Annotated in this window: 16 protein-coding genes; 11 read left to right on the forward strand and 5 right to left on the reverse strand. The window is 37.4% G+C overall.

The window, feature by feature from the left end:
- Positions 1-144 precede the first annotated feature (144 nt).
- Both PZ898_RS23500 and PZ898_RS23505 read left to right on the forward strand, forming a co-directional pair.
- Positions 145-1284 carry an acyl-CoA dehydrogenase gene (locus PZ898_RS23500; protein ID WP_062671143.1) on the forward strand — a complete coding sequence of 380 codons (1140 nt, stop codon included), beginning with the start codon at positions 145-147 and terminating at the stop codon, positions 1282-1284.
- A 21-nt stretch (positions 1285-1305) separates the two neighbouring features.
- Positions 1306-1671, forward strand: coding sequence for a hypothetical protein (locus PZ898_RS23505; protein WP_034695305.1), 366 nt, complete (start codon positions 1306-1308; stop codon positions 1669-1671).
- 267 nt (positions 1672-1938) lie between these two features.
- Here PZ898_RS23505 and PZ898_RS23510 read toward each other — a convergent pair whose 3' ends face one another.
- The 4 genes from PZ898_RS23510 to PZ898_RS23525 form a co-directional block, all read right to left on the reverse strand.
- Positions 1939-2883, reverse strand: a complete 945-nt coding sequence (locus PZ898_RS23510; RefSeq protein WP_277694384.1) for a DUF4349 domain-containing protein — start codon at positions 2881-2883, stop codon at positions 1939-1941.
- A gap of 358 nt (positions 2884-3241) precedes the next feature.
- Positions 3242-4837: a peptide chain release factor 3 gene (locus PZ898_RS23515; protein WP_062671139.1), complete on the reverse strand. Its 1596-nt coding sequence runs from the start codon at positions 4835-4837 to the stop codon at positions 3242-3244.
- Between the two features lie 148 nt (positions 4838-4985).
- Complete coding sequence (locus PZ898_RS23520) at positions 4986-5708, reverse strand: hypothetical protein (protein WP_277694385.1); 723 nt, start codon at positions 5706-5708, stop codon at positions 4986-4988.
- 13 nt (positions 5709-5721) lie between these two features.
- Positions 5722-6411 (reverse strand): hypothetical protein, encoded by a 690-nt coding sequence (locus tag PZ898_RS23525; RefSeq protein WP_277694386.1) that lies wholly within the window; start codon positions 6409-6411, stop codon positions 5722-5724.
- Positions 6412-6519: 108 nt separating this feature from the next.
- Between PZ898_RS23525 and PZ898_RS23530 the strand changes: the two genes are divergently transcribed.
- From PZ898_RS23530 to PZ898_RS23565, 8 genes are all read left to right on the forward strand, one after another.
- Positions 6520-7350, forward strand: coding sequence for a CPBP family intramembrane glutamic endopeptidase (locus PZ898_RS23530; RefSeq protein ID WP_062671134.1), 831 nt, complete (start codon positions 6520-6522; stop codon positions 7348-7350).
- A gap of 35 nt (positions 7351-7385) precedes the next feature.
- A complete protein-coding gene (rdgB, locus tag PZ898_RS23535) occupies positions 7386-7967 on the forward strand; it encodes an RdgB/HAM1 family non-canonical purine NTP pyrophosphatase (RefSeq protein WP_120233189.1) in 582 nt (193 codons plus the stop codon).
- 68 nt (positions 7968-8035) lie between these two features.
- Positions 8036-8950: a ribonuclease Z gene (locus tag PZ898_RS23540; protein ID WP_062671132.1), complete on the forward strand. Its 915-nt coding sequence runs from the start codon at positions 8036-8038 to the stop codon at positions 8948-8950.
- A 10-nt stretch (positions 8951-8960) separates the two neighbouring features.
- Positions 8961-9728 (forward strand): TIGR02757 family protein, encoded by a 768-nt coding sequence (locus PZ898_RS23545; RefSeq protein ID WP_117753093.1) that lies wholly within the window; start codon positions 8961-8963, stop codon positions 9726-9728.
- 11 nt (positions 9729-9739) lie between these two features.
- Positions 9740-10306 carry a DUF1003 domain-containing protein gene (locus PZ898_RS23550; RefSeq protein WP_062671130.1) on the forward strand — a complete coding sequence of 189 codons (567 nt, stop codon included), beginning with the start codon at positions 9740-9742 and terminating at the stop codon, positions 10304-10306.
- 193 nt (positions 10307-10499) lie between these two features.
- Positions 10500-12860, forward strand: coding sequence for a choice-of-anchor L domain-containing protein (locus PZ898_RS23555; protein ID WP_120233165.1), 2361 nt, complete (start codon positions 10500-10502; stop codon positions 12858-12860).
- Positions 12861-13028: 168 nt separating this feature from the next.
- Positions 13029-16613, forward strand: coding sequence for a choice-of-anchor L domain-containing protein (locus PZ898_RS23560; RefSeq protein WP_277694387.1), 3585 nt, complete (start codon positions 13029-13031; stop codon positions 16611-16613).
- Between the two features lie 287 nt (positions 16614-16900).
- Positions 16901-19258, forward strand: a complete 2358-nt coding sequence (locus tag PZ898_RS23565; protein WP_062671124.1) for a choice-of-anchor L domain-containing protein — start codon at positions 16901-16903, stop codon at positions 19256-19258.
- Positions 19259-19387: 129 nt separating this feature from the next.
- Here PZ898_RS23565 and rsmA read toward each other — a convergent pair whose 3' ends face one another.
- Positions 19388-20158: a 16S rRNA (adenine(1518)-N(6)/adenine(1519)-N(6))-dimethyltransferase RsmA gene (rsmA, locus tag PZ898_RS23570; protein WP_277694388.1), complete on the reverse strand. Its 771-nt coding sequence runs from the start codon at positions 20156-20158 to the stop codon at positions 19388-19390.
- Positions 20159-20249: 91 nt separating this feature from the next.
- Between rsmA and PZ898_RS23575 the strand changes: the two genes are divergently transcribed.
- A complete protein-coding gene (locus PZ898_RS23575; protein WP_062671119.1) occupies positions 20250-21149 on the forward strand; it encodes a permease-like cell division protein FtsX in 900 nt (299 codons plus the stop codon).
- Position 21150 lies beyond the last annotated feature (1 nt).

Genomic DNA, 21150 nt, shown 5'->3' on the forward strand with positions numbered 1-21150 from the left:
GCCTTCTTAACCCATTATCCGGAATCCCGAAACGGGTATCCGCCATCAATAAATCTCCCCAAACCTGCCTTTTTCCCGTTTTTAATTTATTTTTTCAGATTTGCTTAAAAAGTGTAAATTTACGGCTATCTAATTATTTTTTTTATGGACTTTAATTTATCGGAAGAACAGCTGATGATTCAGCAGGCAGCAAGAGACTTTGCACAGAACGAACTTTTACCTGGAGTGATTGAAAGAGACCGTGACCAGAAATTCCCTGCAGAACAGGTGAAGAAAATGGGAGAAATGGGACTTTTAGGAATGATGGTAGATCCAAAATACGGCGGTGCAGGTATGGATAGCGTTTCTTACGTACTTGCAATGGAAGAAATTGCAAAAGTGGATGCTTCTGCGGCTGTTGTGATGTCTGTAAACAACTCATTGGTTTGTGCCGGTCTTGAAAAATTCGCTTCTGAAGAGCAAAAAATAAAATATCTTACTCCACTGGCAAGCGGGCAGGTTATCGGAGCATTTGCATTATCTGAGCCGGAAGCAGGTTCTGATGCTACTTCTCAGAAAACTACTGCGGAAGACAAAGGAGATTACTATCTTTTAAATGGTATAAAAAACTGGATCACGAATGGTGGAACAGCTACTTATTATATCGTAATTGCACAGACAGATCCTGAAAAAAAGCACAAAGGGATCAATGCTTTTATCGTTGAAAGAGGATGGGAAGGATTTGAAATCGGACCAAAAGAAGACAAATTAGGAATCAGAGGAAGTGATACTCACTCTTTGATCTTTAATAACGTAAAAGTTCCAAAAGAGAACAGAATTGGTGAAGACGGGTTCGGATTCAACTTTGCTATGGCAGTGTTGAATGGAGGAAGAATCGGTATTGCTTCTCAGGCGCTGGGTATTGCTTCAGGTGCTTACGAACTGGCGTTGAAATATGCTAAAACAAGAAAAGCTTTCAAAACTGAAATCATCAACCACCAGGCGATTGCATTCAAATTGGCTGATATGGCGACTCAGATCACTGCTGCAAGAATGCTGTGCTTCAAAGCTGCGTGTGAAAAAGATGCAGGAAAAGATATCTCTGAAAGCGGAGCTATGGCCAAATTATACTCTTCTCAGGTGGCAATGGATACTACTATTGAAGCAGTACAGATCCACGGAGGATATGGATACGTGAAAGAATACCACGTAGAAAGATTAATGAGAGATGCGAAAATCACTCAGATCTATGAAGGAACTTCTGAAATTCAGAAAATCGTGATCTCCAGAAGCATCGCAAAATAACATTTATAAAACACACTACCTATGAAAAAATCTTTGTGGATCACCCTTGGGGTTGTATTGCTGCTACTGGGCGTATTTGTCTGGTATAAGTATTATTTTGTTTTCGGAGAAGGAGTAAAGTCCGGATACCTGAACTATGCGATGAAAAAAGGTTATGTTTTCAAAACTTATGAAGGCAAGCTGATTCAGGAAGGTTTTGGGAGGGGAAAAACAGGAACTATTACAAGCTATGAGTTTGAATTTTCCGTAGATGATCCCGAAGTTTTCAAACAACTGGAAACCAACAGCGGTAAAACTTTTGACCTGCATTACAAAGAGTATAATGGCGCGCTTCCCTGGAGAGGAAACACAAAGTTCATTGTAGATAAAGTAGTGAATATGAAATAAAAACAAATAAGGCTCTCAATATGAGGGCCTTATTTTACACCAAATCACAAAATATTAATATATGAAATAAAATTTCCAAATTTATTTTTGAACCTTGTTTCACAACGAAGATTCTTTACATTTTGCTTATACTTAAAGTTAAGAGTTATTTTTCTAATAAGCAAGCACTTTCTTTTAACGTTTGATAAAATTAAACATTAGTATCGAACTTCTATTCTAAACCTCATTAAAAAATTATTAAAATCTATCCTGAGTAAAGATTGAAACTTAGTGAGAATCGTTATTAGGAATGTTTCTGTTCTTCTTTTTATAGAAATAATACCCAATGCCGGCAATCAGGAATAAAGGCCATAATGGAAGGATAAACAGGAATATGGAAGTAATAACATCCCAGCCGGATTCAATGGCCGCCAGTGATTTTCCACCAAAGGTTTTAGGCTCTGTTTCTGTTTTGGCTTTCTCACTGATATTTACACTGATTGTGCAGATGGTATTGTCTGCGTAGTTTCGTCCTGAAACCTGAATATCTTTTGTATCAATATCTCCAACATTGCTATTGATACCCTCCATTAACCCATCAAAATGCTGTATGGGAACTTTGATATCCAGACTGTATACTTTTTGATCCTCTCCGTGAGGACTGGCTGATTCCACATAAGATAGATTTTCACTTTTGATATAACCGTTATTTCTGTTCGCTTCTTCCCGGATAATTTCCTTTACCGTTTCCACATTCTCTGCGGTTATAGAAAGATATCCTGATTTTACCATTTTATCTTTAGGCATATTCAGTTCGTAACTGTCATTCTTAGGCTTTTCTTTATAAATGATTTTGGTTTCTTTAATAACCTTTGGAGCCGGAGCTTTTACTGCAATCTTTTCAGTCTTCTTTGTTATAGAATCTTTTTTCTCAATTTTTGATTCCAGTTTTGTATTGGCAATTTTATCCGATAAAGAATCTACCATTTTGGAAGTGTTCTCTATATTTTGCCGGATATCATTTTTTGTATTCTCAAAGTCTTTTATTTTAATACTTGCAGAATCCATAGCCTGGTCTACTGTTTTACTGGCATTTTCAACGGTTTCTGTAGCCACTGTAACCGCACTGTCGGCTGAATGGATGGCTTCATGTATTTTATCCTGTGTAGCTTCCGCTTTTTTACACATAATGAAAGTGCTTGCTGCAGCAGTGAGTAAGATGAACTTTTTCATAAGATTAATTTTTTTGATGAAGTAAAATTAGAAGGGAAGTTCTTGTAAAGATTGTAAATGAAATGTATTGTGCTGGTAAAATTATAAGTGCTGTATTTTCAATCTTTTGTATTCGTTTTACAAAAGATTTACAAAGTGTTTTTCTGATTTTGGGGTATTGAAATGATTCGAAAGCTTTGTCTTTTCACTAAATATTAGTTCGGAAATCTAAAAATTCTCATCCTCCGGAGTGGTGGCAAAAATTCGAAGAATTTTAGACGAGGTGGTTTCATACGATATATATTATAAAAAAATCCGCAGAAAAATTCTGCGGATCTGTATTGTAAACAATTTCGCCTTTTTGCGATTTGTCTTTCATTTAATTTTCTCTGAACTCACTGATGAAGTGTAATTTCACATTCGGGAATTTCTCCTGCGTCATGTGAATCGTGAAAGAAGAATCTGCAAGGAATACCAATTGATTGTACTTATCTCTTGCCAGGAATCTCTGCTTTAATCTTGCAAATTCCTTGAATTCTTCAGACTTCTCATCAGCTTCTACCCAACATGCTTTGTGCATAGATAACGGTTCATAAGTACATTTTGCACCATATTCATGCTCTAAACGGTATTGGATAACTTCGTACTGAAGGGCTCCAACCGTTCCAATGATCTTTCTTCCGTTCATTTCAAGCGTAAATAACTGCGCAACCCCTTCATCCATCAGCTGATCAATACCTTTCGCCAATTGCTTGGCTTTTAACGGATCGTTATTATTGATATAACGGAAATGTTCAGGAGAGAAGCTAGGAATTCCTTTGAAGCTTAATTTTTCGCCACCAGTCAATGTATCTCCGATTCTGAAACTTCCCGTATCATGTAAACCGACGATATCACCAGGGAAACTTTCTTCCACGACTTCTTTCTTATCTGCAAAGAATGCGTTAGGAGAGGAGAATTTCATTTTTTTACCTTCTCTTACCAGTAAGTAGTTTTCGTTTCTCCTGAATGTTCCTGAAACAATCTTTACGAATGCAAGCCTGTCTCTGTGCTTAGGATCCATATTCGCGTGGATTTTGAAAACAAATCCTGTGAAAGTGCTTTCCTCAGGTTTTACCAGACGCGTATCACTTTCTTTGGGCTGTGGCATTGGAGCAATATCAATAAAAGCATCCAATAATTCACGTACTCCAAAGTTATTTAAAGCAGAACCGAAAAATACCGGCTGAAGATCACCTTTCATATAATCATCACGATTAAATTCAGGATAAACAGACTGGATCAGATCAAGCTCTTCTCTTAATGTTTTTGCCGCTTTTTCACCAATCACATCATCAATAGATGTGTCATTGATATCATCAAACTTAATAGAATCTCCAACTTTCTGTTTTTTCTCCTCTAAGAATAACTGAATATTATTTTCCCAGATATTATAAATTCCCTGGAAGTCACTTCCCATACCAATTGGTAAAGAAAGCGGACAAACGGTTAATCCTAATTTTTGTTCTACCTCATCCAAAAGATCGAAGGCATCTTTACCTTCACGGTCCAGTTTATTGATGAAAACCAGCATCGGAATGTTTCTCATTCTACAAACCTGAACAAGTTTTTCAGTTTGTTCCTCAACCCCTTTTGCAACGTCAATTACAACGATTACGGAGTCTACAGCAGTTAATGTTCTGTAAGTATCCTCAGCAAAGTCTTTGTGACCCGGAGTATCGAGAATGTTGATTTTGTGGTCTCTATATTCAAAAGCTAATACGGAAGTCGCTACAGAGATTCCTCTCTGTCTTTCAATTTCCATAAAGTCGGAGGTAGCTCCTTTTTTTATTTTGTTGGATTTTACCGCACCCGCTTCCTGAATAGCTCCCCCGAAAAGAAGAAGCTTTTCTGTAAGAGTCGTTTTTCCGGCATCCGGGTGGGAAATGATCCCGAAGGTCTTTCTTTTTTGTATTTCTTTGATTAAGTCTGACATATCGTATTTTGAAGTTGCAAAAATCGTGATTTTTTACGAGGTTTTCAAATTTAAATGAAGACAATATTAATTAGACAGAATAATAGAAGGATACTCAGGTTTCTGAATGATGAATATAGCTGTGAAACGGCCAATAGCTGGCTTTTCTTCAATGCAGCTTATCAACTATTATTTTTACGAGGAACATAAAAACATACACCAGTCCGGCAGAAATCAGGATAACAATGGCTGCTATGATATATTCAAATATCCCAAATTCTGTTTTTTGTGGTTCTGAACTGATATTGTACTGATCAATCGCCTGTTGACTTATTCTCAGATCCGGACGAAAGTGTTGAATCCCTTTTAGAAAATGATGGTATAGATCATATTGGTTACTTAAAATTACCAGTTCAAAATTGAAATCAACACGTATTGGTCCGATTTCTCCTGCTTTATTTTTCAGGTAGACTTGCAATGTCGTTTTGCCATATTTTACGTTTTGGGTATTGGATACATGTACATCGGTGGATGAGTTCTGAGCCGGCTGAAGTTCATGATATAATATGGTTTCAATGATTACATTTCGGTTGTTATAGAATGTTACTCCTTTTTCATCTACAATGGCTTTTCGTATCTTTTGCTTTTTTCTGTAAGTTAAAGCCATTATCAAAGCGATACAACAAAATATAAGAAGCAGTTGTGCAATAATAAGCGTGAAAAAAATGCCCAGATCCTGTTCTAAATATTGTCTGAAATTATTGTAAATAAGATTGAAAACAACCCTGATTACTACCATAATCAGAATGACAGCGATCCAGAGAATTCCCATTAGAAAATATGTAATGGGTTTGCTGATTTTGGATTCTATGGTCTGGAACTTTTCAATCATATTAATTCTTAGCCTAAGTTAACAAAAAAACAAGCCCGCATATAAGTGCTGTAATAACAAGTGCTGCCAGAAATAAAAGCCAGCCTCCCAAAGAAATCCCTTTACTGTTCACTTTCCATGTTTCCGTATCAATAGAATAGCTGCGGAAAACGAGAGGATCTATCTTCAAATCAGGACGGAAAGTGCTGATGCCGTGTAGAAAATGGGCATACAAAGCAGATTTGTTTTTTACCACTCTCAAAGGGAGATTCATATCAATACGTCTTAGAGTTTCTTCTTTTTTATCTGATAAGACTGTTACCTCCAGTAAAGGAGTGATTCCTGATCCTACCGGATTGACTGTGTAAATATCAAAATTCTGTTTTGAAGGCCGGAGATCTGTGTAGAGGATCTGATCTGCAATTTCATTTCTTGAATTATAAAATAAGAGGCCGGTTTCATCAACCACAATTGTATGGGCCGGCTTTTTCCTTTTAATAATATAACGGATCGCAGGAATCAAAATCAACAATGAAAGTCCCCAACTGATCAAGGCAGGGTACAGCATAGTTTCAAACCCTCTTCTGTAAATTCCGTAAGCAGGACCTAAAACAAAAAGCAAAACGAAAGAAATAAACATCACAAAGAAAAGAGCATTCAGAACAACAGTCATCCACCTGTTGGTTGCAGACTCAAATCTTTGGAATGGAAATTCTGTATTCATTTTGTGATGTTCATGGATAAAGGAACGAAAATAAGAAATTCCTTTTTTAGTTGCCTGTAGCAGTCAAAAAAATTATCTTTGTTTCTCATAAACTTTTACAGAGAAAGGATGGAAAATAGTAAATATCCGAAGTTTACGTTCACATGGTTTGGCGGTGTTGTTTTGGTGGTTGGATTATTCGTGGGAACAATGGCCGTTTCTTTATTCAGCACTTTCTGGAAGGTTGTTTTCAGAGAAAATATTGAATTGAAAGACTGGTTTCTGATGGTAGCAAATTCTGTAGGATTTCTTACAGCTATTGCTTTCTTTGATTTTTTCATTGTAAGACGTACTACTCAAAAGAGGCTTAACTTCAACTTTTCATCGGTTAATTTTTCTACCTATCTTCTCATCTTTCCAATGATGGCGGGGATGATGTTTATTTCCGAATTTATTGCCGCTCAGATCCCAACCACAGGACCGTTTTTCGGTGACTTTTATGAATATTTTATCCAGCTGATGAGCCAATTGACAGATAATCCTGTTGTAATGATTATCATGACGGTAATCATGGCTCCGATTTTTGAGGAAATTATATTCAGAGGAATTATCCAGAAAGGATTGATCAATAAAGGAGTAGAACCATGGAAGGCGATTCTGTATGCTTCCATAATTTTTGGCGTGGTTCACGGAAATCCATGGCAGTTTATCAGCGCTGTAATGTTGGGCTGTGTACTGGGATTGGTCTATCATAAAACAAAGTCTTTGCTGATGCCGATATTACTGCACGCGTTTAATAATTTAACCCTGTCGCTATTGGTGCTTTATGGTAAAGATGAGAGTTTTGCAAAGGTTCTTCATATTTCAGAATGGCTTGTGCTGGCTGTTGGAATTGTACTTTTCTCTTTGTTCTATTATCTTTTTATGAAAAAGTATAAAATACATTATGCTGAAATGTAAGTAACCCGATTAAAAAAATAAAATTGAAAATGAATATAGAAATGGAATTATTAGTAGCTACACACAACGAACATAAAAAAGAAGAAATCCAACAGATCCTGGGAAGTGACTGCGTGGTGAAAAGCCTTACCGATTATAATATTCACGAAGAAATTGTAGAAGACGGAGATTCATTTCATGCCAATGCCCTGATCAAGGCCAAATATTGCTTTGAAAAAACAGGGGTTCCAAGTTTGGGAGACGACAGCGGTTTGGTAGTAGAATCTTTGGATGGAAGACCTGGAATTTTCTCAGCCCGTTATGCCGGAGATCATGACTTCGCAAAAAATATCGAAAAGGTATTGGAAGAAATGGAAGGAATTGAAAACAGGAAGGCTTATTTTGTGACGGTTCTTTGTTATTATGATGAAAATGGCGCTCAATATTTTGAAGGCAGAGTTCATGGAAATTTACTGACAGAAAATAAAGGTTTCAAAGGTTTCGGATATGATCCGATTTTTGTTCCTGAAGGATATGAAAGAACTTTTGCAGAAATGGATCCTGAAGACAAAAATAAGATCAGCCACCGTAAACAGGCATTAGACCTATTTATGGATTTTTTAAAAGTAACTGATTAAGTTTAAATATCAGGACGAAATCCCCATTTATATTTTCTGTTGTACATTTGTTATCATAAATTATTGATTTGAGTACTTATTTAACAATATTAGGTTTTAACTCTGCGATTCCGACCATCAATACATCACCCACAGCACAGCTGCTGGAAATGGAAGAAAGACTCTTCCTGATCGATTGTGGAGAAGGTACACAGGTACAGCTGAGAAAGGCAAAAGCAAGATTTTCAAAAATCAATCATATTTTTATCTCCCATCTTCATGGAGATCATTGTTTCGGACTTCCGGGGCTTATAGCCTCTTTCCGTCTTTTAGGAAGAGATATGCCCTTGCATGTTTATGGTCCTAAAGGAATTAAGAAGATGTTGGAAACCATTTTTCAGATTACAGAAACCCACCGTGGTTTTGAAGTGATTTATCATGAACTGGATAAAGATTATTCTGAAAAAATATACGAGGATAACAGGGTAGAAGTATACACTATTCCTTTGGATCACAGGATTTACTGTAATGGGTATCTTTTTAAAGAAAAACCGAAAGACAGGCATCTTAATATGAAAGAGATTGCCAAATACAGCGAAATTGAAACCTGCGATTATCACAATATCAAAGCAGGGAAGGACTTTGTACTAAGCGATGGTTATGTCCTTAAAAATGAAATTCTGACTGTTGATCCGGCTCCATCGGTATCCTATGCGTTTTGCAGTGATACCCGTTATCTTGAAACTGTGATTCCTATTATTAAGAATGTAACGGTTTTGTATCATGAATCTACATTTTTACATGATCTGAAGGAAATGGCAGATTATACAGGCCACACCACAGCTTTGGAAGCAGCTACCATTGCTCAGAAAGCTCAGGTTGGAAAACTGATTTTAGGTCACTTTTCCAACAGATATGGAGATCTGACAGTATTTACTGATGAGGCAAGAGAAATATTTCCCAATACATTTTTACCAAAAGCATTGGAAAGTGTAAAGATTTAGAATGAATATGTTGAAATTTGAAGAACTCAGAGATTTTCTCAACGAAAAAGCAGATCAGTATAACGCTCCTGATTTTATTGAAAATGATCCGATACAGATTCCGCATCGCTTTTCTTTAAAACAGGACATTGAAATTGCAGGATTTCTGGCAGCAACGATTTCCTGGGGAAACAGAAAGTCGATCATTAATTCTGCAGATAAAATGCTTGATATTATGGGAAATTCACCCTATGATTTTGTCATGAATTATTCAGAAAAAGATCTGGAAAGTATTCAGGATAAAAGCATTCACAGAACGTTCAACGGACAGGATTTTTCCTATTTCATCAGACAGTTCAACAGAATTTATAATGAAAATGAAAGCCTGGAAAGTTTATTTAAAGTAAAAGAATCAGAGAATAACTTTCTCCACGCTATAGAAAGATTCAGAAGTGGTTTCCTGGAAACAGAGAAGCACAGAAGCCATAAACACATCAGTTCACCTTATAAGAATTCCTCTGCCAAAAGGATTATTATGTTTTTGAGATGGATGGTGCGTAAAGATAAAAGGGGAGTAGATTTTGGCATCTGGAAGAATATAGACCAAAAAAATCTTTCCATTCCACTGGATGTGCATACAGGAAACATCTCCAGAAAATTAGGCTTGGTTTTCCGAACACAGAATGATTGGAAAACAGTAGAAGAGCTTGATATTGCCATCAGAAAATTTGATGAAAAAGATCCGGCAAAATATGACTTTGCATTGTTTGGATTAGGAGTAACAAAGGAACTGTTGTAAAAATATAAAGGATGAAAAAATATAACGAAAAAACAGAAGTTCTTGAAAAAATAGCAGACAGCATTACATCTTGGATAGGATCTATTCAGTCCCTGATTGTTCATACTCTGCTGTTCCTTACCTCGTTTTTACTTCCGATGCTGAATATCGTTGATTTTGATAAAATGCTTCTGATTCTTACGACCGTACTTTCCCTGGAAGCTATTTATCTGGCAATCTTCATTCAGATGTCTGTGAATAAAAGCCACGAGAAAATTGAAGATATACAGGAAGATATTGAAGACATTCAGGAAGATATTGAGGAAATCAGCGAAGATATAGAAGAAATCAGCGAAGACATTGAAGAGATCAATGAAGATATTGAAGATATCCAGGAAGACATTGAGGAAATCAGCGAAGATATTGAAGAAATTAACGAAGACGAAGATGAAGAAGACCACAATGAAAGAGCGAAAAATGTAATGCTCAAGAGTAATGTGAGCTCGAACAAAAACGAAATAAAAGCCTTAAAAGATATTATCTCTCAGTTGCAGAATGAAATAGACCAGTTGAAAAAAGATGATAAAGAACCGGAATAATGGCCGTTAAAGTTTAAACAGATCAATACGTTGATCTGTTTTTTTATGGATTAATTTCTGTTCAAAATGATTTACGGAAAATGTAATAATAAGAAAAAAATGTTATGAATCTACCTGCTGGATTATAAAATAGTAATGTTAAAGGCTGATTTTGTATGATTATTTTTGCTACATTTGAACAAATGAAAACAAAATGTTAATCTATAGACTAAAAAACTATTTTTTCCTTTTTTCTTTTTTATTGATTTCTGTTTCTGCATTTTCTCAAACGAGACCTGTCAGAAAATCAGAAAGAATAAAACCTTCTGCCGCCGCTCTCAGGGCCGGAGCATTTATAGATGTGAATGTACCGCCTTACACCCCTTCAAATTATACTCCCGAGCAGTTGGTAAAGAATATTTTGATCAATGGCGGTACCAATTGTACAACAGCCAATGTTACCAATGTTACTGTATCTCCTAATCATGATGTGACAAACAGCAACAGATTCTGGGGGTATTTTCATAAAGGAACTACTAATTTTCCTTTTACGGATGGGATTGTCCTTACTACAGGATATGCATCTGAAGCTGGAAACAACTATGTAGCCGCTGTAGGACAATCAGTAGGAACAGGAAGTGATGCGGATCTTGTAGCCGCTACCGGAGCCAATGTAAGTTTAACCGATGCGGTAGCCCTTGAGTTTGATTTCGTTCCGAATTCAAACCAGGTAAAATTTAATTACATATTCGTTTCTGATGAATATACTTCCAATTATCCATGTCTGGGCTATTCTGATGCCTTTGCTCTTTTATTAAAGAAAGTTGGAGATCCTACCTATACTAACCTGGCCGTATTGCCGGGAGGTGCCGGACCTGTAAGTGCAACCAATATTGTTCCTGCAGGAAATGGATTCAGCTGTGGGCCAATTAATGCAGCTTTTTTTGGAGCACTGGCAAATCCACATTTAGTAATCAATTATTTTGGAAGAACAACTCCTTTAACAGCTGTGGCAGACGTAATCCCAGGACAAACGTATCATTTCAAAATGGTATTGGCAGATGCCAAAGACCCGTCTCATGACTCAGCAGTTTTCTTAGAAGGAGGATCTTTCGACGTGGGAATTAAAATTGTAGATGAAACAGGAGTTGTGTTACCAGGTACTATCAACATGTGTGATAATACTCCGAAGCAGTTAAAGGCACAGGTAGCAGCAATTCCGGGAATGACTTATCAGTGGTATAAAGATGGAGTGGCTATTCCAGGGGCAACAAGTGCTGTGTATGTAGCTACCCAACCGGGAGTTTATACTGTAAAAGTAATGGTCCCGGGAAATCAATGTCCAAGTGAAGCTACTATTACCATTATCGGAGGAACGAGCCCTACCGTACAGAATGCTGAACTTAAACTCTGTACTACACCTGCAATTACCAGTTTTAATCTGGAAACAGCAAAACCTTTAATCAGTACAACGCAGGGAGCAGTATTCCGTTTTTATGCAAATCAGGCCGATGCACAGGCTCAAAATAACAGCTACATCACTAATCTCACAAACTACTCAGGAACAGATGGACAGATATTATACGTATTGGTTTCCAATGGAGCTTTCTGTAGTAAGATTGCAACATTAACTTTAAGAAAAGAAGAGACACCAACGGCTTTACTTACCGCACCAAGATTGAAAATCTGTGCCGGAGAATCTGTTTTGCTTACAGCTACAGGCGGTGTAACCTATGAATGGAGTGATTCAGCAGCCACTACCGGAGGAATCAGAACGGTAAGCCCAACTCAAACTACTACCTATACTGTATATGCTATCGGGGCACAGGGATGTAAATCTCTTCAACCGGCACGTATTACCATTGAAGTAGTTCCGGCTATCGTTTCCAACTTAAAAGGAGGACATATCTGTCAGGGTGATAAAATCATTCTGGATGCAGGTTCTGGTCCAGGATATACATATCAATGGAGTTCTGGTGAAACAAGTCAAAGTATTACAGTCGCTACACCTGGAGAATATTCGGTAACGATCAGTAACGGAGTTTGTTCAAAAGAGTTCAAAACTCAGGTTATTAAGGCCGTGATCCCTGAAGTGATAAAAGTGGATTATAGTGAGAATGGAGTTATGATCGTTACAGCAAGTAATCCAAGTAATGGTATCCTGGAATATTCAGTAGATAACGGGGTTACATGGCAGTCTTCAAATGTGTTTAACAATGTGCCTAAAAATAAAGTCATTTCGATCAGAGTTAGGGTTAAATTTACCAGCTGTGTAGGTTTCCTTGAATTCTTTACATTCGTGATGAAAAATGTAATTACTCCAAACGGTGATAATATTAATGATGTCATTGATTTCAGCGGTGTGGTTAATTATAAAGATTTCAGCGGACAGGTTTTCGACCGATATGGAAGAGAAGTGTTCAAAGCAGCGAAGATCAATCCATATTGGGACGGATATTTCCAGGGTAAAAAGCTTCCTACTTCTACCTATTGGTATCAGGTAACCTTCGAAGATCCTGCAAGTAAAGAACTTACTGTAAAAACAGGATGGATATTACTTAAAAATATAGAATAATTTAAACTATAACTGAAAGACTGACTATTTCGTCAGTCTTTTTTTATTATTTTAAAATAAACGGAGTTGATATTCTAATATAAATAAATTTGCGTTAGTAATAATGTAAATTGTGTTAACTTGAATTTCAATCAAAAAAAATAGTATTTTTGTTCAAAATAATATAAAATGTTAAATAGGAGGAGAGGAAATTTATTTTTAGCGTTATTTTTAGCTTTCATGGGGAACTTTGTTTTGGCTCAAAATAAAGGAAGGGTAGAAATTGCTGCAAAACCTAAAGCTGCTTCTTTGAGGGCAGGTGTTTTTATAGATGTAAATGCACCTAGTTACCCGGAGTCCGGCTATCCTATAACCCAGCTTATAAATGATGTGCTTATATCAGGAGGCTCTACTTGTACCAGTTCAACGGTAAGCAATGTAACCGTTTCTCCTAACTTGTCTGCCACCAATCAGAACCGTAGCTGGGGATATTTTAATAAATCAAATACCAACTTTCCTTTTAGTAAAGGGATTATACTTTCAACCGGATATGCCAATAAAGCAGGGAATACTTTTCAAGGAACATTAAGTGATGATCTGGGAACCGGAGGAGATGTAGATCTTGCGAACGCTTTAGGGATTGCTAACAATAACCTAACCAATGCAACCTCTATAGAGTTTGACTTTGTAGCCGCCTCTACTGAAATTACTTTCAGATATTTGTTTGCTTCTAAAGAATATCAGCAAAACTTTCCATGTACTATTACAGATGGTTTCGCTTTGCTGTTAAAAAAGGCATCTGATCCTACTTATACCAATCTTGCAGTGCTTCCCGGAGGAGCAGGACCTGTAAGTGTAACGAATATTCACCCGCAATATCAAAACTGCGGACCTAAGAATGAAGCCTATTACGGAGGAACCAATACCGCTCAGATTGAAACCAATTTTAACGGACGTACTATTCCTCTGACAGCAAAAGCAACTGTCATTCCCGGGCAAACCTACCATTTTAAAATTGTGTTGGCGGATTATCAGGATCCTAACTTTGATTCAGCAGTATTTCTTGAAGCAGGATCATTTGATATCGGGGTGAAAATCCTGGATCCGGCTGGCGTGCAGCTTCCTGATTCTGTTAATATGTGTGATAATACACCACAGACTTTTACAGCCTCTGTACAGGGACCTAATATAACGTATCAGTGGTATCAGGGTACCACTCCGATTGCAGGAGCTACCAATGCAAGTTACACGGCAACAGCACCAGGGGTATACACCGTTAAGGTTTTCATCCAGGGGAATACCTGTCCGGGGGAAGCTACTATTACAGTAGTTGGCGGAACATCTCCTACAGTACAGAATGCTACATTAACAGCCTGTTATGCTGCCGGAAATGCAACTTTTAATTTAACATCAGCACAAGCTTCAATAAGCACCACACCGGGAGCTGTGTTTACCTACTATACCACATTGGCGGATGCTAATGCAGGAAATGCAAATACAATTTCTAATCCAACAGCTCATCAGAGTGCAGGTGGAACGGTGTATGTGAGAGTAGCAAACGGTTTCTGTGCAAAAGTAGCACAGCTGCAATTGGTAAAGGCGCCACAAATGACGCCTACTATTGCTCCTCCGGCTGTACTTACCTGTGCTAACTCTCAGACTACACTGGATGCTTCAGCCTCTGTTTATCTGGCAGGAGCTACTTTCAACTGGACAACTACAGGAGGAAATATTGTTTCAGGAGGAACTACTTTAAACCCTGTCATTAATGCGGCAGGAACATATACTTTAACTATTACAAAAGTTTATCAGCCTGGAAATATCAGCTGTACCGCTGTAGGAACTGTAACTGTAACAGGAAACAGTGCCCCGCCAGTTACCGGGCTTACAGCAAGCAAAATAAAAATCTGTAAAGGAGATTCTGTAACACTTACCGCTTCAGGCGGGGCTACCTATAACTGGGGTAATGGCCTTACAGGAAACGGAAGTACACAGGTTGTTTCACCTACTGTTACCACTACTTATACCGTAACAGCAGTAGGTGCAAATGGTTGTGTCTCTCAAAACCCTGCAACGATAACAATAGAAGTTTCAGAGCCTTTTACAGCACAAAATGCAACACTGCATAAGTGTTATCAGCCAGGATTAACTTATAATCTTACTGAAGCTCAGCCTCAGATTACAACTACTGCAGGCGTTACTTTTACTTACTATATCAATCAGGCTGATGCCAATGCAGCTAACGGAAACTTTATTGCAGTACCTACAACATATACACCTCCCGGAGGAAGCCAGACTATTTATGTATTAGTAAGCAATGGAGGCTGCAGCTATGTAGTATCTCTGCAATTATTAAGCACAGCCCAAACTACTCTTACTATTGCTGCACCACAAACAATTACCTGTACAACTCCTCAGGTTACTATCAATGCTTCGGCATCAGTAGTTCCTGCAGGATCTACAATTGCCTGGACAACAACCGGAGGAACTATTGTATCAGGAGGTAATACTCTTACCCCTGTTGTAAGCTCTGGAGGAACTTATACTCTAACGGTTACTAACATTTCACAACCAGGAAACCTGAGCTGTACATTTACTGCTACAGTAACAGTTCAGGAAGATAAAGTACAACCGGTTGCTGCATTGGTTTCATCACAACCTCGTATTTGTGTGGGAGAATCAGTGACGTTGACTGCTTCCGGAGGGGTAACCTATAACTGGGGCAATGGTCTTACAGGAAATGGAAATACTCAGGTTGTTTCACCTACTACGACTACTGTTTATACGGTATTTGCAGTTGGAGCTAACGGATGTATTTCTGCAACGCCCGCTACTGTTACAGTTCAGGTAGGACCACCTATAGCAGGTCTTACAGCATCTAAATTAAAAATCTGTGAAGGAGAATCTGTAACATTAACTGCCACAGGAGGGATCACTTATAACTGGGTAGGACTTACAGGAAACGGAAACACACAGGTAGTGACGCCTACCGTAACAACAGAGTATTCAGTATATGCATTAGGAGGAAACGGATGTAGCTCTGTGAATCCGGCTAAAGTTACTATTGAAGTAGTTCCAGCGATTGTTTCTACCTTAAAAGATGTATTTGTCTGCGCCGGAGATAAAGGAACTCTGGATGCCGGGGCAGGACCCAACTATACTTATGTATGGAGTACAGGAGCAACGACTCAGACGATAACCACTAATATTCCCGGAACGTATTCTGTGATAATCAGCAATGGGGTTTGTTCCAAAACATTCTCTGCACAGCTTATTAATCCTGATCTGCCACAGTTTACCAATATTGTTTATGATAACCATATTCTTACACTTACGGCAAGTAATCCTACAGGTGGAACTTTAGAATATTCTATAGATGGAGGATTGACATGGCAGCCATCCAATATATTTACAGGTATTTTGAATAATACGATGTATTCTGTAATGGTAAGAGTGAAAGGTGCCAAATGTGGTACTTCACTGGATTACTTTACATTTGTTATCAGCAATGCTATTACTCCAAATATGGATGGTGTAAATGATACCATTGACTTTACTGGAATCAGCGGATACAAAGACTTCGCAGCTTCAATTTTCGACCGATACGGGGCGGAAGTATTTAAAGCAAGTAAAGGTAATGTTATATGGACAGGATCTTTAAAAGGAATCAATCTTCCTACCGCTACTTATTGGTATAGAGTACAATGGGAAAATCCGGCCAGCAAGAAAATGGAACAACGTTCAGGTTGGATTCTCTTAAAGAACAGAAACTAGAATTTACTAAAATAAAAAATCAACAACAAAATCTTTCAGCAATGAAAGATTTTGTTGTTTTTAGGAATAAAGATTGTTGCGTTTTGTGAATTATTTGGAATAGGGGAGGAATATGTTAAAATATTTTGTAATACAATGCTACCACACTATTTATGATTTGTCCGAATAGGGATTGATTAATGAAAATTTACTGTAAGAGGTTCTTATTTTGTTTTTTTATGGTAAAAAATATAAATATGTATATGATATATTTAAAAAAAAATTAAATTTGTTGAAACAAAAATATTATGAGAAGATATCTACCGCTTTGTTTATTTTTTTTAGTCATCTCGACTTTTTTATTTTCACAAGATCTGCCTCCGCGAAAACAGGCAAAAGAAATTCCTTCCAATCTATCCGGAAGGGCTGGTGCTTTTATTGATGTGAATGCTCCGCAGTATCCTGAAACAGCTTATACTATTGAAAAAATGGTTAAAGATGTATTGATCTCATCCGGGACCAATACTTGTCTTACTCCCAATGTAACCAATGTGAAGATTACACCTAACCATGCTGCAAGTGAGGCAAACAGAGCATGGGGATATTTTCATAAGGCTGCAACCAATTTTCCGTTTAAAGATGGACTTATTCTTTCCACAGGATTTGCAAGAAGAGCTGGTAACACCTTTGAGGGTGGCCTTAGTGATGTGAACGGTGGAGGATCTGATGCTGACCTTGCACAGGTGATTGGGGTAGTGGAAAGCAGATTGAATGATGCTGTGCTTTTGGAGTTTGACTTCGTTCCAACCACCTCTCAGATTAAATTTAATTATCTGATTGCCTCAGAAGAATATACAGGCTCATTCCCTTGTACCTTCGCAGATGCATTTGCCATCTTATTGAGACCTACTTCAGGTGGACCTTATGTAAATATGGCTGTACTTCCGGGAGGAGCAGGGCCGGTAAGTATTACCAATATACACCCTGCAATTGCAGGGAGTTGTGGTGCCGTAAACGAACAATATTTTGCAGGATATAACACCGGGAACGTTGAAACAAATTTTAACGGAAGAACGATTCCATTGACTGCTACGGCAACCGTAGTAGCAGGACAGCAATACCACTTCAAAATGGTAATTGCCGATTACAGTGACCACAGTTATGACTCTGCAGTATTCCTTGAAGGTGGATCTTTCAATATCGGAGTAGACCTTTTAGATCCTGCAGGAACCAAATTGCCTTCAGATATCAATGTATGTGATAATGTCCCTCAGGTAATTACAGCTTCTGTAAATGACCCTAACCTTGTATATCAGTGGTTCTATAACGGTGCACCAATACCTAATGCAACGACTAATACAATTACTGCAATACAGCCTGGTACTTATACTATCGAAGTAAGTGTTCCAGGTAATCCATGTCCGGGTAAAGCTTCCATACAGATTCACGGAGGAACAACACCTCAGGCTCAGGATGCAACATTGCTGCTTTGTACCACACCGGATATTACTACTTTTGATTTAAGTACAATTATGCCTACCATCAGCCCAACGCCTGGAGCTATCTTTAAATTCTACGAAAATCAGGCGGATGCTGTTGCACAGAATAACAACTATATTCAGACTCCTTTAAACTATAATGGTAACGATGGACAGATTTTGTATGTTTTGGTTTCCAATGGAGGATTCTGTAGCAAAATTGTAGAACTGACATTACAGAAAGAAGCAACCCCAACCGCTAAAGTGAAAGCTTCCAGAATAAAAATCTGTCCGGGAGAATCTGTAACTCTTACTGCTGAAGGAGGAGATACTTATCTTTGGAGCAATTTTATGGGAACAGGGAATATGCAGACCGTTACTCTGTATCAGACTACCACATTTACAGTATATGCAATTGGAGCAAAAGGATGTAAATCTCTGAATCCGGCAACAATTAGAATTGAAGTGACACCAGAAATTACCTCTACCTTGAAAGATGTTGAAATGTGTGTAGGTGATGTTGTAACCCTGGATGCAGGAGCTGGTGACGGTTATAAATATCTTTGGAGCACAGGTGCTACAACGCAGAAAATTAATGTAAACCAATGGGGTATTTACTCAGTGGAAATTGATAACGGTATCTGTAAGAAAGTTTTTGAAGCTAAAGTAATGGGAGCAGCAACTCCTTTCGTTACCGCTTTAAATTATGAAAGTATCAAAAAGTCAGTAACAATTACAGCGGAAAACCCGCCAATGAACAATACACCAAGTACTTTGGAATATTCTATTGACAATGGTATTACATGGCAGGCTTCTAATGTATTTACTAACCTTTTAGATAATACAAACTACACTGTTTTAGTAAGAAGAGTAGGAACACATTGTGTGGGATCTCTTGAATTCTTTACATTGCAGATTAACAATATCATTACGCCGAACGAAGACGGAATCAACGATGTACTGGATCTTAAGGCTCTTGGAGACTTTAAAAACTTTACAGGTTCTGTATATGACAGGTATGGAGTAGAAATGTTCAGATTCTCAAAAGAAAATCCTACCTGGGACGGAACAGTAGGTGGTAAGAGACTTCCTACAGCAACATACTGGTATAAATTCAACTTTGAGTATCCAAAATCAAAAGCTCAGATGAACTGGTCAGGATGGATCATGCTGAAGAACAGAAACTAAAATTGATAATGTACTATAAAAGAAAGCCTTTCGAATTTATTTGAAAGGCTTTCTACTTTTAACGAATAAGGGTATTGTACTTTATTCAACAAAAAAGCTCCTGATAGAGGAGCTTTTTATAATAATTGTCTATTGATTTTCTTTCCAGAGATTCGCAAAGTGTATAAAATCTGCAACACTAAGTTCTTCCGCTCTCTTATCTAAAAATTCATGTCCTTTTAAGGCTTCAGGAATGTTTAATGATTTCAGAGCATTAGAAAGCTTTTTTCTTCTTTGGTTGAAACCTGTCTTAACAATCTGCTTAAACAGAACCTCATTGCCTGCAAGTCCTTCCTTAGGGTTTCTTGTAAGTCTGATGACTCCAGATTTTACTTTTGGCGGAGGATTGAAGACGTTCTCATGTACCGTAAACATATAAGATACATCATAATACGCCTGTATCAGAACAGAAAGAATACCGTAATCTTTAGTTCTGGGAACAGCAGCCGTTCTTTCAGCAACCTCTTTCTGGAACATTCCCACCATTTCCGGGATCAATTGGTAATAATCTACAATCTGAAACAGAATCTGTGACGAAATGTTATAAGGGAAATTTCCAATGATAGCAATCTGATCGTCTTTGATAAAACTGAAATCCTGTTTCAGGAAATCTCCTACAAAAGTTTCTTCCGTTACTTTTTTATAATTGTTTTTCAGGTATTCAATAGATTCTGTGTCTATTTCTGCAAGGTAAATGTTCTGATCCTTTTCAAGAAGATATTTGGTAAGAACTCCCATTCCAGGGCCTACTTCCATGATGTTGGTATAGTTCTCAAAACTAAGACCTTCTACAATTTTTCTTGCGATATTTTCATCTGTCAGGAAGTGCTGTCCAAGATGTTTTTTTGCTTTTACACTCAAAGTTTTTTATGATTTTATTAACAGTGATTTTCTTTATTTCGTCCCAAATTTCGGAAGATTTTTTCTATTTTAGCCAAAAATTTTAATATTAATGGCTAAATCTGTAGATGAATTTAATAAGAAAAGGCTTCGGTCCAGCAATATTACAGTAGTGATAAGTATTGCCTTAGTGTTATTTTTGTTAGGATTAATGGGGCTTATTCTGATTAATGCCCAGAAGTATTCTGACTATATCAAAGAACAGTTGGTGGTGAATGCCTACTTTGATGAAAACTATGACGCTAAAGATTCTGTAAAAATTGCAAAACTTGAGGAAGAAACTTTTAAAAAGGTACAGTTATTAGCTCCTGTAAAAAAAGCGACTTATATTTCAAGGGATATGGCGGCTAAAGAAGCCAAAAAGAGTATGGGAATCGACAGTGATGCATTGTTCGAAGAAAATATTTTCCCTTCCTCTATTGAAGTAGCTTTAAAACCGGAATTCGTAGATCCAGCAAAAATTGATGAAGCCATCAAAGAGATCAAATCTGTTCCAGGGATTATCGATGTTAAAAATGACAGTACTTTGATGGTTGATGTTTACAATAACCTGAGCAGAATTCTGAAATGGATTTTAGGATTTTCGATTCTGTTTCTGATATTGGCAGTTGTATTGATCAACAACTCTATCCGTCTGAAGATATTCTCTAAGAGATTTATTATTAAAACAATGCAGTTGGTAGGAGCGAAAAGAAGATTTATCCTTAAACCTTTCATTGTAGAAGCTATTATTCTGGGAGCTATCGGTTCTGTAATAGGTCTTATTGCGTTAGGTGGAGTCTGGTATTATTTCACAAGTCAGATTGGTTCAGCTTTCGTGCAGGACAACAATCAGTACTTCTGGTTAGTTATCCTGGTACTTGGAGTAGGAATTTTTATTTCTGTGTTAAGTACAATTTTCGCTACATGGAGATTCTTAAAATCAAACGTTGACGATTTATATTACTCTTAAT

The sequence above is a fragment of the Chryseobacterium sp. WX genome (assembly GCF_029542485.1).
Classification (GTDB): Bacteria; Bacteroidota; Bacteroidia; order Flavobacteriales; family Weeksellaceae; genus Chryseobacterium; species Chryseobacterium cucumeris.